Genomic DNA, 14665 nt, shown 5'->3' with positions numbered 1-14665 from the left:
GAGCTACTATTTATGAGAATCATCCCAGCAGTTATCACCGCCGTCGTTACATTATCACTTACCTATGCGCTCAGCACCAAGATAGGTAGTCTTCCCCCGATGGGAAAATTGTTAAGCCCGCAAACAGGATTCTGGCAGAATGCAGAAGTGATAGGAGAGCGGCCACATGAGAAGATGGTATTGCCTGGATTGACCGGGAAAGTAGAAGTATGGTATGATGACCGTGCCGTGCCGCACATCTTCGCAGAGAATGAAGCCGATGCCTATTATGTGCAGGGATATGTAACCGCGCGTGACCGTCTCTGGCAGATGGAGCTGCAGACTTTCGCCGCTGCCGGCCGGTTGTCGGAGATATTGGGGCCGGGAATGGTGAATTACGACAGAAGCAAGCGCCGCGATGGCATGGTGTATGGCGCAGAGCGGTCAGTAGCCGTGATGGAAACGGATCCTGCCACCAGAACAGCCATTCATTCGTATGCCGACGGGGTGAATGCCTTCATTGCCCAGCTCACACCAGCCACGTTGCCGGTGGAGTACAAGATCCTCGATTATAAGCCGGAAAAGTGGGACGTGATCAAATCCGCCCTGCTGCTCAAGTATATGTCAGCCGACCTGGCGGGGTCCTGTAATGACCTGGAATTTACCAATGCGCGCCGGTTGTTTTCTATGGCTGACTTCAACCTGTTATATCCGGATTTCCAGGATACTTTATATCCCATTATTCCGCGGGGAACGTCATTTGCGGCCGCATCTGCCAAAGCGGTGGCACCACCGGACAGCGTGCTGGCCATCGATGCGGCGTATATGAAGTTTAAGCAGGACAAGCCAGACCCGGACAATGGCAGTAATAACTGGGCAGTAGGCGGCAGCAAAACCCGCTCAGGCGCCCCCATCCTCTGCAGCGATCCCCATCTGGGACTGAGCCTGCCTTCCCTCTGGTATGAAATACAGGTCCATACACCCGGGATGAACGTTTACGGTGCCTCGCTGCCCGGCGCACCCGGCGTGATCATCGGCTTTAATGATCATATCGCATGGGGCGTTACCAACGGTGAAGAAGATGTGAAAGACTTTTACCGGATGCAGTTCCGCAATGGTAAGAAAGAATACCTGTTCAACGGTAACTACCGCCCGGCAGACCTGCGGGTAGAAGCCATCAAGGTGAGAGGTGGCGCTACCGTATATGATACCGTAGCATACACCGTCTTTGGCCCGGTAACATTCGACAACACTTTCCCCGAAAAAATATCCGGACAGTCTTTCCTCGCCATGCGCTGGAAGGCACTGGATTCCTCCAACGAGCTGCGCACTTTCTACAAGCTTAATAAAGCTCGTAATTACGATGATTATGTAGCGGCATTGCGTACCTATACCTGCCCCGCACAGAACTTCGTATTTGCCGATAAAGGCGGTGATATCGCTATCTGGCACAATGGACAGTATCCCTTGCGCTGGAAAGACCAGGGCAAATGGATCATGCCCGGCAACGACAGCACCTACGCCTGGCAGGGATATATCCCGCATGAGGAGCTGCCACATATCAAAAATCCTGAACGCAACTTTGTTAGTTCCGCCAATCAGCGGCCGACTGACAATACGTATCCTTACAATTTATATAGCTCGGATTATGATCTGTTCCGTGGCGAGCGGATCAACCGCCGTCTGGGTGAGATGAGCCAGATCACGCCGCAGGACATGATGGCGCTACAGAATGATAACAAAAACCTGTTTGCCGCTGCAGCGATGCCGCTCATCCGCAAACATATAGATACCACCGCACTCACCGATGCTCAGCGCCCTTACTGGCAGTTGTTATCGCAGTGGGACTGCGTAGCTTCTCCGGACAGTAAAGCAGCCACTATCTTTAATGCCCTGTGGGGAAACCTGACGGATACTATTTTCCGTGATGAACTGGAACCGAATGATTCGGTCGTACTGGCCATGCCGCAGGCTACCACCGCTTTGCTGATGCTGCTGCGTGACAGCGCAGTTCATTTTGTGGACAATATCAATACGCCACAGAAAGAAACACTGTCAGGCCTGGTACAAGGCTCTTTTGCTTCCATCATCAAAGAAATGGCGGAGTTGAACAAAGCTGGTAAACTGGAACTGGGTAAAGCCCGTGGTACGGATATCCGCCATCTTTCCCGCGGCATCCCTGCATTCAGCGCTTTGCATCTTAATACCGGTGGCGGTCAACATATTGTCAATGCTACTAAGCGCTTCCATGGCCCCTCCTGGCGTATGGTGGTGCAGCTGTCAGATAAAACAGAAGCATACGGTATCTATCCAGGCGGACAAAGCGGTAACCCCGGTAGTCCGTATTACGACAATGCGGTGAACGACTGGGCAGTAGGTAAATATTACCTGCTGCATGTGTTTGACCAACAGGAAAAAGATGACCCTCTCATCCGCTACAAGGTGGTGTTTACAGGCAAATAGAAAAAAATTTTAGAAAAGTATTTGGAAGAAAAACATTTATTCCTATCTTTGCACTCCGTTAAACAAACGGGGTGTTAAGATTCCGTAGCTCAGTTGGTAGAGCAATACACTTTTAATGTATGGGCCCTGGGTTCGAGTCCCAGCGGGATCACAGACAACTTACAAACCTCGCGCTAGTCGCGGGGTTTTGTTGTTTTGGGCTATTTGTTAGTTTGTCAAAGTGCGAATTTGCGTTTCGGCTTACTTAGTTTTATGCTGGTTGACTTGTAAAATACGTTTTTTGTAGCAAGTAATTTGTATTTTCAATATTGCATTGGACAGGGTAACCTTCTTTTTCCAAATTGTACTAACGGGCAAATTTTCATATAACTCTTCCTTTATCTTTCTCTGGATATACATTTCAGCCTTTGCCTCATTATTTATTGATACTTCTTACAATACTCCATAAAATGCCCGTTGATTATATCCGTAGCCCCAGCAGCATTAGTAAGAATAAATTGAGGCTCTTGTCGGATTTTTTGTGCCATGGCTACAAGATCCACAGGAAGTATTGGAGATTGCGCATAACTTTGAAAAATAGGACTTAAGTTTAACTTCGTAGTAAGTTGATATTTTGAAAGTAAATCTATAGCAGATGGAAGAATTACATTTAAAATTAAAACATCCAAATTTTCGCTTTTCCTTAAGCCATTTATAGCTAAATCTATTATTGGCATAATATCCCATCCGCCAATGCAGTTACGGAACAATTCAAATACTTCGTAGGCAATTAGCATAGCCTGTAAGCTGTCGGCCTGATTCAGCAAGTGAGCGTTTTCTGAAAAGTAGGTATGATGCATTTTGGGCAACTGACTTTTCGTTTGTTGGGTCAGCGCGTTATATAATGCTTCATATTCTTCTAACTTTAAAAGCAAATCTGTTATTGCAAGACCCTGTGTGTCTAGTTTGAGCAGTGTAACAATTTCCTTTAGCTTGTCTGTTAATCCTGATGATGCATATATTGTGAAATTTTTTCTAGTATGAATACAAGCTAACTCCAACAACTCATTGGTAAAGTGGGAAATGGAAATATACCACATGATGACCGATGAAGTATTATTCCTGCCTCGATATAAAACATCTGTAGATTGTTCAAGATGCTTTAAGTTGTTCCAGTTTAAGTAAAGTGCATCTGTGACATATTCATTGCTAAGTTGCTCAACTTTATAGTAAACCCCTCGATAAGGAGCAAAGCAGTTCCTGTGCATTTCATTGGCTCTAAAACTTTCAAGTGTTCTCATTTTACTTATGCTTTATACTTTTTGTAACCAAATATCTTGAGGATAACCTTGGTTTTGCGGTATGCATGATAGCTCAACTGCGCTAGTGGTTGAAAATTACTCTTTATCAATCTATCTACATGTTGCAGATCGGGGTAAGCTCGATAGCAGTTGTCAACCATTATATATAAGGAATCTAGATTTTTTTCGTTAGGAAATTTATCAAGTGCTACTTTTAGTGGTACAATTAAGTTATTGAACGAATTGGCTATAAACGTGTCATGTCGCAGTGTTCTCCAATTGTTGTAAATGGTTATGCACTCTTGCTTTACGGCATAGTCTACGACTTTTAAGGTCAGGAAGTTTCGTTCAAAAAAACGCTCAATTTCAAAAAGACTTGTTAAGTAATCCTCCTGTCTTTTATTAAGTAAGTCCGTGAAATTTTCCATGTTTTTTAACGCGCCTTCTTCCATTTCCTTAATGCTGCCAATGATTTGAAAGACTTCAGTAACAGCCTTTGTTTTGAGGGATTTGTTACAACATCTTACATAATGCTTCAGGAACACGGAATAATCTATCTTTTCAAGGAAATACAAGTGTGCAATCACCTTTAATTGGAAACCGACTGCATGTTTTTGCACTATTGAAACATTTTCTAATGATTTTGTCATCAGGTCATGGTTCTTTTTGCATTCCTGAGCAAAATTGAAAAGAAGGAGGTTGACCGATTTCTTATAACTCTTCCGCGCATTGGCAGCTCCAATAAAGCTGACAATCCAGGTAGCCAATAACCCAAAGCCAAAGATTATAAAGGTGACAATGATGGTAAATGTAGTATTTGCGTCTACTCCTGTAGTCTTGTTGATGTACTTAAGCATGTGCTCCACGGCACCGTGCGTTGTGGTGTCAGCCTTAGTGGCGGTGTCGGCTAATTTTACCAGTACTTGATGTGTACTATCAATTAGAGGTTTCTGGATGGTTGATGATCCCATTGATGTTTATTATTTATCAGCCATTGGGTAGAATTCGTGATCCTTATCCAGAAAAACGACATAGAAAATATTTTCATCGAAGAAACCTGCGACAACTTCTTTGCTCTTTTTTGTGATATGCATCGATCCCCAATTTTTATGCGGCAGATGTTTCGGCTCTGTGAATTTAGAATGTGCAGGGAATTTTCCATATTGTTTAATGCTTCCGTCCTGCAAGGCTTCTTCACAGGTATATTTATTTAAGTGACGCATCATTTCACTCATGTCAGCAAGATGCCCAAGTTCTTCCCATTTTTTAAAGTGTTGACCTTCTCGTACATCGATCAAATATTCCATAGAAAAAATTAGTTTTCGCTTTTTCGGTGGTTGTGGTCCTCGATTTCCCTGTTCCCTTTGATAAGCAGGGATCTTCTTTTCCTTTTTACTCGCCATACAAGAGATCAGTTAACTTGTCAGTAATCTCTAAAGTATCAGCAGCTCCAAAGGTGTTGTCCAGGTATTTTTTGGCAAAGTCGGAAGTGTTTCTAACAGTTTTGGCGTTAAAATCGGACAAGGAATAGATGGAAGATGCACCAAATTGGTCTTTGTTGGTGAACCATATTTGATCTCTTCTGAGTAATTTTCTATCTAATAAGTTAGTGTCTTGTGCAGAAAATATAAACTGCGCGTTCCGTTTGTTGTACTTTTGAAACAGGGATAGTAATTTCTTTGACAAATTAGGATGCAGTTTACAATCGAATTCATCGATAAACAATACCCCACCATAGCGTAGGGTGTAATACAATGGGCCTAGAATATGGATCAGTTTGCGCGTCCCGTCAGATTCTATACGCGTTTTGAAAGGAACAGCCTCAACGATCAGATTATTTTCGTCATATTTTCTATGATAAGTAATGATTTCTCCGTCCTTTTCTCCAGCTTCTATGTTGGCTATCTCTAAATACTTTAGGGCAACTGTTGCCCATTCTTTAAAACTGCTATTTTCTCTCAATAGGTTTGCTGTGTAGTGGGAATAGTGGTTTTCGTTGATACCGTCTATCGCAGCGGTATTCTGAAACCACGCAAGGACTTCTTTTGTAACAGGTTGGTTATACTGTGCAAGGTGGCTCAGCAGCAATACATTTTCGTTTACTTCTTCATATTTCGAGCCCTCTCTGAAAGATTCTTGGTTAATGGTAAATATCTGGTCTTCACGATTAAACAATTGTATCTCTCTGTCCAGTTTTCGGTATAGCCATTCTTTTTTTATGGTATTTCCAAACAATTCATAGCCATATCGATAGATATACTGTTTATGCAAGAAAGATACTTCAAACATTGTATTTTCCTTATCAGAAGCAGTATTGAGCCTAAAGTGATTGTTACGGATTCTACGTTCGCTTTCTTGATTCAGTGAGTCCCGGAACGAGCTGTAGATGACATCGATAAAGAAACTATATGCTTTAATGAAATTGCTTTTGCCACTTCCGTTGGCACCGTAAATGGCCGCAACCTTTAACAGGTCAATCTCTTTATTGGTCTTAATAATATTGTTCCTCACCAGTTCCTTAAATGATTTAATTGGGGTCATTAAGAAGCTAACCTCATCTTTAAAGGATAATAAGTTTCTAAATTTAAATTCTATGAGCATGGCAATTGAATGAGTATGCAAATATAAGGTATTAATTGCAAAAATTGCTATGAAATGGTAATTTTTGTAATTAATGTCTATGGCATTTAAAAGGAGGTAATGATATTACAAATTTTGCTTATAAAAATGCTTTTAGATAGGAGCAAACTCTCCTCCGGTTGTTTCAGCAGCGGGTGGGATGTTTATCTCCGTTTACTTAAATTAATTCGTGGACAATTATATCGTTGAAGTCCACATATTTACATTGCTACGCTCAACCCATAACATTCAAGAATTTACGAAGCATGAAGTTCCAGCGGCTATAGTCCTGTTTTACATTAGATTTCCCTATAACCTATAGCTAAGTTTATACGCGATGCTGCAACACGCATAACTAGCATTTCACGCAGAATATTCTATCGCAGTTAATTTTATGATTATTGTATATTGGATCAGGGATCGGACTGAGTCAAAATGAGGAAAGGGAAGCAGGATAATCTGATTTTAATCAATACATGCTCTACTACCGGCAATATTATCCGTCCATTCAACTGGCAGACTTTATAGAATGCTATTGGGTATTACGTGCACCAGACAGGTTTGTGGATGTACCTGACCGCTTAATACCTGGCGGCCGTGCGGAACTGATCTTTAATTTTGGCGACCCGGCGGATTGGTTGATAACAGCTGATAATCCTCATGGCACCCGTCTGAGTGAGCCAGTGATTATGGGGCAGCGCAACCAGATTTTTTATGTGAAAAGTACTGGTAAAATTAGGCTGCTAGGCATACGTTTTAAGCCAGGTGGCCTGGCAGCATTTACCAACGTACCTATTTCTGATTTATTAAATATGCTATTGCCGGCAGAACTGCTGTTAGGAAAAGCAGTAAAAAGCCTGGAGATGCGGTTGTCAGATTGTTCGGATGATGATAGGCAGATACAATTACTGGATGCTATACTTAAAACCGAATTAAGAAATACACCAGCTAACCTGTTAGTGGTTAACCAAACCATTGATATGCTTCGTGACAGCCGTGATGATATATCTATTGACACCATCTGCCAGCAAACAGGTTGGTACTATAAAAAGCTGGAGCGGATTTTTCTGAAAAATATCGGTTATACCCCCAAGCATTACCATAAAATACTTCGTTTCAATAAAGCGGTCAGGTATATGCGGACCACCAATACCCTAACTGATGTCTGTCATGTATGCAATTACTTTGACCAGGCGCATTTTATTCGCGATTTCCGGTTGTTTACGGGTACCACTCCCAGTCAGTTTAAAAAGGAGGATAATAAAATAGCGGATTTTCTCATAAAACATCAGTCTGTCTAAAATATACAATTCTGCGCCGGAAAAACCGTATAGCTTTGACAATTATACTAAACTTATATCATGTCGGATTTAAAACCGGTTTCCAAAGCACTTTTAGCCGCAGGACTGCTTTTTGCGGGTATTTGCTGGTATTTGTCCTTTAGCTTATCAGCACACATTTGGTGGCCATTATGGGTGGCGCCAGTCCCGATACTGTATTTTTCTTTACGATTGACAAGCAAATGGACATTTTTAATAGCTTTTGCCGGGTACTTAATAGGAAGGCTTAGCTGGGTACCTTATTTACTAAGTATTTTACCTTTGCCGCTGGTGTTTTTGTTTACACTGCTATACCCCCTGATTTTTGCGTTACAAGTGATAGCTGCAAGAAAGCTAATGCTTACTTATAGCCATTGGTCCACTGTATTTGTATTCCCTGTTTGGGTTACTACGATGGAGTATATCAGCTTCCTCACCACCCCGGATGGAACGACAGGCAGCATTGCCTATACGCAATGCGATTTTTTACCGGTTATACAAGTTGCTTCTTTGACAGGCATACAGGGGATTACCTTCCTGGTTACTTTTTTTCCTGCGGCAATAGCATTAATCAAATATCGGTATCAGCAAAAACAATCAATCCGAACACTTTCCTTCGTAACCATTGGCGTTCTTGTGGCTGCAATGGTTTGGGGTGTTGTGCGTTTGAATCAAACATCTTCTGCTACTAAATCATTACAGGTGGGTATGGTCGCCATTGATAAACGGGCATATCACAATGAGAATACAAATGGAGAAGACAGGGATTTGTACCTGGCAAACCTTTACCTGCACCAGGTAGGGGAATTGGCAAAGCAGGGGGCAAAGATCGTGGTGTTTCCTGAAAAAATGTTTACCGTAAGGGATAAACACCGTTCGGCTTTTATTCAGCAGTTTAAAGATACAGCAATGGCGCATCGCGTATGCATCGTTGCATGCGTGACGCAGCAAAAAGGAGACTATTACGAAAACAGGGCTTGGGTGATCGGGGAGGATGGGGCGCTGCTGGCAGATTATCAGAAAGTACATTTGTTTCCAGGAGAATTGCTGGATAGCCTGAAACCAGGAAAGGAACCCGGTTTGTTTCCCAGGAATGGTACAACAGAAGGTGTGGCCATTTGTAAGGACATGGATTTTCAGCAATACATCAGCAGGTATGGCAGCGCAGATTGTAATGTTTTATATGTGCCAGCCTGGGACTTTGAGCGAGATGGCTGGCTACATAGCCGGATGGCGATGATGAGATGCGTGGAAGGCGGTTTTGGAATGGTAAGAAATGCCAGGAAAGGTAGGCTGACTATCAACGACTATTGCGGTAGGGTTTTGTATGAGGCCAATTGCGACAAAGGCACGCCCGCGTTGTTATCAGGCAATATTGATATACAGCATCATGCTACACTGTATAACAAGTGGGGTGATTGGTTCAGTATATTAAATGCCATTGCATTCCTGGGGAGCCTTGTACTATTAGTAAAAGCCCAGCGGAAACGGTGATAACGGCATACGAAGGTCGGGAGCACGCCGCAGTTAACAATACAAAGATGATAAATTCTTATGCAGCACAAGGTGCGCAGTCAGAGAAAAAGTATGCAGGAATGGAGAATTTTTGACCGGATAAAATAATATCGGTTTGACAGGCATTGTTATATTCCTTGCCACGAGGATAGGTAAAGGATACTAAAAGGATACTAAAGAGATTCCTAATAGATATCCTTGTAAGAGGCTGTTAATCAAATGAATAGATGAGCAGTTGAATTGGCAGGACGTTTAATATTGATAGTATTTTCGCTGAGTCTGGGTGGTCGCCCAGATGGATATAGCAGAGAAAGAGGTTGCATAGCCGCCAGCTGACTAAAATATCTCCCGATGATCTGATCAAATCGGAACTATTACAGTTAATCCCCGTCGATTATTGATGCTATCATTCCGGCAGTTTCCCTCACCTTTTCAAAATCACATTCTTTAACCGTTCTTCGTTTTCATCGCCCCAATTTCCCAAAGCAGCAATGATGGGAATTAGTGTCATTCCGAAATCGGTAAGACTAAACTCCACCTTCGGAGGTGCAACCGGGTAAATTATTTTGGAAACTAATTCATGCTGCTCAAGTTCTTTCAACTGAATATTTAACACTCTCCTGGAAGCATCCGGAATTTTCCGTTGCAGTTCACTAGGCCGCCTGTATCCTTCATGGATAAACCATAACAATCTTATTTTCCACTTTCCATACAGCACTTCACCGATCAGGTCAAGACCACAATTCAGGTTCAATGGTATCTTTTTTTCACGCATATAACAAAATTATTCCGATGTAATAAAATATACAATAGGGAATTATTTATCCCTATGCAATTCGTTTTTCCGTACTTGTTTGAACTGAATATACTTCGCAATTTTGAATCAAAATATTATAAATGGAACAAGGATTTAATTTGAACAACGAGTTGTCGGGTAAAATTGCTTTGGTAACAGGCGGTACAAAAGGTGCGGGAAAAGCCATTGCCGAGCGGTTGCTGCAAGCAGGTGCAACGGTAATCAGTATTGCAAGAAATGCACCCGGAGAGTCTAATAAAAAGGTACATTTTATTTCCGCTGATTTGAGCACACCCACAGGTACTCAAAAAGTAGTGGAAGAGGTTTTGACAAAATATGAAAAGCTGGACATTCTTGTGAACAATCTTGGTGGGTCCGAAACGCCGGGCGGTGGCTTTGCCGTTTTAAGCGATGAAGATTGGGAAGATACAATCAGAACGAACTTACTTGCCCCTGTTCGGCTGGACAGAGGATTTTTGCCTCAGATGATAGAACGTAAGACGGGCGTGATTATTCATATTGCATCCATACAAGGCCGCTTGCCACTTTACGATTCCACTTTGCCGTATGCTGCTGCAAAAGCGGGCTTAATCAATTATAGCAAAAGTTTATCCAACGAAGTCTCGCCTAAAGGCGTTCGTGTTCTAACAGTATCTCCGGGCTGGATTATGACCACTTCTGCTACTCGTTTGGTAGAACGTATAGCAGAAAGCTCAAATACGGACACAGCGCAGGCGACGCAAAGCATCATGGATGCTTTAGGAGGAATACCCTATGGCAGACCGGCGCAGCCGGAAGAAGTGGCCGAACTGGTTGGCTTTTTAGTTTCGCCAAGAGCGAATTACTTAACGGGGACAGAATACGTTATAGACGGTGGTACAATACCTACTGTTTAAGAACGGAACTTTCGACTATAAAAACCTTCAGGATACCGGTTTTTGATGGGTCATATTATTCCGCACGTAATCTATCAATTGGATTTGCCCTGGCTGCGTCGAATACTCTCGTTCCGATAATTGCGCTGCAACAAACCAACACAATCAGGAACGTACCGATGTATGGCGCTGGCCCGGCAGCAGGATGATATTGATAAATAACCTGGAAAATAAATTTGCTGGTAAATAAGTAGCCCAAAGTTGAACCTATCACAAAAGCAATCAGAAGAATGCGTATGAACTCCCGGTTAACCAGGCCGATGATTTGCAGTATCGATGCACCGAGCACTTTGCGAATACCAATTTCTTTACTTCGCTTATCAATGTTCAAAGAAATTTGTGCAAACAAACCTGACGCTGATAAAAGCAAGGTAATAATGGCCAGAAAAAACGCAATTGCTTTGAATGCCTGTGTCATACGGATTTCCTTTTCAATTAAATCCGATTGTAGATAACCCCGGTATGGAACGTTGGGTACCAGTTGATGCCAGGTGGACTGTAAGTATTTGGTTACCTGCGGCAATTTATCTTTATCTGTGCGGACAACCATAAACTTATACTCATCAGGTTTAGCGATGCGTAGCACACAAGGGGGAACAAGGCCATGCAGGCCATACTCTTTGTAATCGTTCACCACGCCTACAATGGTGTAGTGTGTACTATCCAGGGTCACTTGCTGGCCAAGTGGCTGTTTTATCTGTAATCGTTGCAGAAAAGTTTGATTGACGATAATCGAGGCATCGGCATCGGCACCAGTATTGTAAAAATGACGTCCCTGCACCAAGCGGATCCCCATACTATTAAGGTAAACTTCGCCCCCAACACGTGCGACTTGCGTTTGTATTTCGCTATTTTCGGTTTTGGCAGTTTGGGTGTAAGTACCATCACCAATTTGTTGAACACATCCTGCTACACTTTTGATCGCTGGGTTTTGTTGAACTGCCTGGCTAAAAACACGGTACTCCTGAGGGGTGTTTATTTCTACCACCGCTACCTCATTGATGGAATAACCAAAATCAACTTTTTGTTGAAAGGAAGCATTCTGGGACATCACAATGCCCACTACCATTGCGAAGCACGACAAACTAAATTGTGAGATCAACAGGAAACGTGTAAAACGGTTAGATGCACCAAGGACAGTTTTGCCCTTAAGAATCAACAATGGCTGAAAGGAACTAACATATACAGCGGGATATAACCCGGAAAAGATAGCACTTACAGCAGGAATGCATAGCAGGAATAACCAAAAAGTATAATCCCTGCCATAGTCAGGCGAAAGGTCAATGCCGGTAACCTGGTTGAAAGTGGGTAATAGCAGGTGGACGAACAATAGCGCTAATACCGCTGCTAACAAACAAAGCACCATGTTCTCGGTCAGGAATTGCCAGATTAACTGGCGCTTGAAACCTCCGATTACTTTTCTGATACCGATCTCCTTTAACCGGCTACTGGCAAAAGCGATTGAAATATTGGTAAAATTAAAGCAGGTAATCAGTAAAATAAACAGCGACATAATGGCTGGCAATATAACGAGTACGCCACGGGGATTGGGCGTCAACTGGCTGCCATGTACGTATCCCGGCATATCAATATCCGAGCTGGCGGCCAACGCAGAAAAAGGTTGGAGGGTAAAGCCTGCTATCGGCCAATCACTACGATTACGATTATGAAGTGCTACATAGGGATTCAGATTGGTCGTCACAAAATGGGCGGCGTCCACTTTTTTTAATTCAACAAATGTGGTAATGAGGCTTGGATTCGCCCAGTCATCGGGGGCTGGATGTCCATGAGTAAATCCGTTTTCAAAAGAAGTAATAATATCGAACTGAATACTTGAATTGGCTGGAATTTGCTGCGTTACAGCAGTAACTGTATAAACCCTGGGTTTACCTTCTGGTCCAATGAGCGTCAGAGACTGGCCAACGGGCATCTGTTTGGGAAAATATTTGTCCGCAAAATTTTCGCTGATGACTACCAGGTCCGGTTGGTTAAAGCCAGACAGATTACCGTATTTTAGCGGGAAGTTGAAAAAATCAAATAGGGTCTTGTCTGCATAGTGCATATGCTCATCGAAAGTATTTTGCCCGATTTTCACCACAACGGCAGTGCTGCTAAGTCGGGCAATCCGGTCTGCTCCGGCTGTTTCTCTCTTCATTGCTTCCGCTAAAGGTAAGGGCACAACTGCCCAGTGCTCTTTACTTCCATCTACCACGCGGGTACTGTTTAGCCGGTAAATATGTTCAGTATGAGGGTGATTCCGGTCGAAGTTCTCTCTATAGCTGTAGTTGAGGTAAGACAATATACAACAGGCGATGGCAAAACCTAAGCCTACAACGTTGAGGACTACATAAATCTTGTTGCGCCAAAGAACACGGAAAGCTATCTTCAGGTAGTTCGAGAACATAAGGGTAATTTAAAAAAACTTTTAAACGGTTGAGTTTAGTGCTACGCCAGCTGTTTTAAAGTTATTGTAGGCATTGTTGTAGTCCGTGACAACTACCATACCATTTGTCTGGATATCACTTAGTCTGCTGTGGTGGCCATGTTTCCATCTTTGTGATGGCCCGCCTTTACAAGTATAATGTGCGGATACGGACACATGTGTTCGATTTAGAGGTCCCTATCCTAAAAATGGTGGCCGGTGGTTTCCTTTCACCTGTTTGTATTAGTTTTTACGGTTTTTGACAAAGCCCCACATCCGTAATCACGTTTTTTCCGTAGATGCTATCTGGGTAAATAGCCATTCAGCAGATATTCCGATAATCACCCCGTCAAAACCTTTTCATTCAATCTTTCCGGACTGAAAGAGTAGTTGTAGCCTACGTAACATCAGCCTTGAATGTGTCACATATATGCGCTAAAGTCCGCAACCGGACTATTATTCACCTGTAATTTAATAACTATGACAAGAAACGCTATCTGCTATCTTACCAACACCACCACCTGGGGATATAATCCTCAGGACCTTCATCTGATGCACGGACGTGCTCATACGAATCCACAGAACATAGATCCTAACGTCACAAATATTGAGTTGTTTAGTTTCTATAAAACGCCCGGCTCTATGCATGGCTCCACCGCTAATGTGCAGTACCGGCTTTACGATGGCACGATGCTGTACATCGCCATCAACTGTCCTTTTCAGCAGGATGGTACCGGTGGTTATTCCAACTGCTTCTTTTATGCAGGGTTGATCAATGTACCTTCCTCTGGCACCTTATTTAGCCTTGACTATACGGTGAAAATTGGAAATGATCCGATGAACCCCACCAATCCTCCCAATGCGGATACGGTGACCGCAAATCTTACCATCTACTATAATGCTTAAAACAAAAAACCTACACATATGGGAATATCAACAGCCAGCATAACTGTCATCGCTACCAACAGTACCGGCCAGGGCAATATTACTTTCAGCACCTTTAATTTCCTGGAAAGCGGATCATTAATGCCTGGCAGCTTTCCGCCTATCATTTTGCCCACGTTGGCAGATGGCGCCACCGCCACTATCCTGCAATCCTATTTTCAACAGCAGGTAGTAAGTGGTAGTCGAACATTAAGTCCCTGCTCTGGTACAGCGATCTTCAATCTGCCCAATGGTCCGGCGCTGACGATCACCTGGAACTTGTCTGCACTGAACGGAGGGCCTATGCCTTCTATTGTTCCGGGGGCCGGCTATTATGTTTCCGGCGCTACGAACCCGACCATCAGTGGTTTCAATTACACCTTCAATATTAATATTCAATCTCAATAATAACT

Annotated in this window: 12 protein-coding genes and 1 tRNA gene; 7 read left to right on the top strand and 6 right to left on the bottom strand. The window is 43.0% G+C overall.

From position 1 onward, the window contains the following. The first annotated feature begins 12 nt into the window (after positions 1–12). Both HHL17_RS26235 and HHL17_RS26230 read left to right on the top strand, forming a co-directional pair. Positions 13–2442, top strand: a complete 2430-nt coding sequence (locus tag HHL17_RS26235; RefSeq protein WP_169227806.1) for a penicillin acylase family protein — start codon at positions 13–15, stop codon at positions 2440–2442. Positions 2443–2520: 78 nt separating this feature from the next. Beyond that, positions 2521–2593, top strand: a tRNA-Lys gene (locus HHL17_RS26230). Between the two features lie 268 nt (positions 2594–2861). On the opposite strand, the gene HHL17_RS26225 is transcribed toward HHL17_RS26230, so the two are convergent. The 4 genes from HHL17_RS26225 to HHL17_RS26210 are packed head-to-tail and all read right to left on the bottom strand — an operon-like array spanning position 2862 to position 6323. After that, the gene (locus HHL17_RS26225) at positions 2862–3722 is read right to left on the bottom strand and encodes a hypothetical protein (RefSeq protein ID WP_169227805.1); all 861 of its coding nucleotides are present in this window, start codon (positions 3720–3722) and stop codon (positions 2862–2864) included. A 5-nt stretch (positions 3723–3727) separates the two neighbouring features. Continuing rightward, positions 3728–4693: a hypothetical protein gene (locus HHL17_RS26220; protein WP_169227804.1), complete on the bottom strand. Its 966-nt coding sequence runs from the start codon at positions 4691–4693 to the stop codon at positions 3728–3730. Between the two features lie 9 nt (positions 4694–4702). Next, a complete protein-coding gene (locus HHL17_RS26215; RefSeq protein WP_169227803.1) occupies positions 4703–5125 on the bottom strand; it encodes a hypothetical protein in 423 nt (140 codons plus the stop codon). After that, positions 5115–6323, bottom strand: a complete 1209-nt coding sequence (locus tag HHL17_RS26210) for an AAA family ATPase (RefSeq protein ID WP_169227802.1) — start codon at positions 6321–6323, stop codon at positions 5115–5117. Before HHL17_RS26210 ends, HHL17_RS26215 begins: the two co-directional genes overlap by 11 nt. Before the next feature lie 494 nt (positions 6324–6817). Between HHL17_RS26210 and HHL17_RS33860 the strand changes: the two genes are divergently transcribed. Both HHL17_RS33860 and HHL17_RS26200 read left to right on the top strand, forming a co-directional pair. Next, on the top strand, positions 6818–7642 hold the full coding sequence (locus tag HHL17_RS33860) for an AraC family transcriptional regulator (protein WP_317166612.1): 825 nt from the start codon (positions 6818–6820) through the stop codon (positions 7640–7642). Positions 7643–7702: 60 nt separating this feature from the next. After that, positions 7703–9154 (top strand): nitrilase-related carbon-nitrogen hydrolase, encoded by a 1452-nt coding sequence (locus HHL17_RS26200; protein WP_169227800.1) that lies wholly within the window; start codon positions 7703–7705, stop codon positions 9152–9154. A gap of 445 nt (positions 9155–9599) precedes the next feature. Here HHL17_RS26200 and HHL17_RS26195 read toward each other — a convergent pair whose 3' ends face one another. Then, entirely contained in the window at positions 9600–9950 is a 351-nt protein-coding gene (locus HHL17_RS26195; protein WP_169227799.1) for a winged helix-turn-helix transcriptional regulator, read from the bottom strand. 122 nt (positions 9951–10072) lie between these two features. Here HHL17_RS26195 and HHL17_RS26190 point away from each other — a divergent pair, with 122 nt between their 5' ends. Further along, positions 10073–10867: an SDR family oxidoreductase gene (locus tag HHL17_RS26190; protein WP_169227798.1), complete on the top strand. Its 795-nt coding sequence runs from the start codon at positions 10073–10075 to the stop codon at positions 10865–10867. A gap of 55 nt (positions 10868–10922) precedes the next feature. Here HHL17_RS26190 and HHL17_RS26185 read toward each other — a convergent pair whose 3' ends face one another. Next, complete coding sequence (locus HHL17_RS26185) at positions 10923–13310, bottom strand: ABC transporter permease (protein ID WP_169227797.1); 2388 nt, start codon at positions 13308–13310, stop codon at positions 10923–10925. Positions 13311–13808: 498 nt separating this feature from the next. Between HHL17_RS26185 and HHL17_RS26180 the strand changes: the two genes are divergently transcribed. Further along, positions 13809–14234 carry a hypothetical protein gene (locus tag HHL17_RS26180; protein ID WP_169227796.1) on the top strand — a complete coding sequence of 142 codons (426 nt, stop codon included), beginning with the start codon at positions 13809–13811 and terminating at the stop codon, positions 14232–14234. Positions 14235–14252: 18 nt separating this feature from the next. Continuing rightward, on the top strand, positions 14253–14660 hold the full coding sequence (locus HHL17_RS26175; RefSeq protein WP_169227795.1) for a hypothetical protein: 408 nt from the start codon (positions 14253–14255) through the stop codon (positions 14658–14660). Positions 14661–14665 lie beyond the last annotated feature (5 nt).

Origin of the sequence: Chitinophaga fulva (genome assembly GCF_012927205.1) — a bacterium.
GTDB classification, from domain to species: Bacteria; Bacteroidota; Bacteroidia; order Chitinophagales; family Chitinophagaceae; genus Chitinophaga; species Chitinophaga fulva.
The sequence above is the reverse complement of the archived record's forward strand: the minus strand, read 5'-3'. Positions and strand labels throughout refer to the sequence as shown.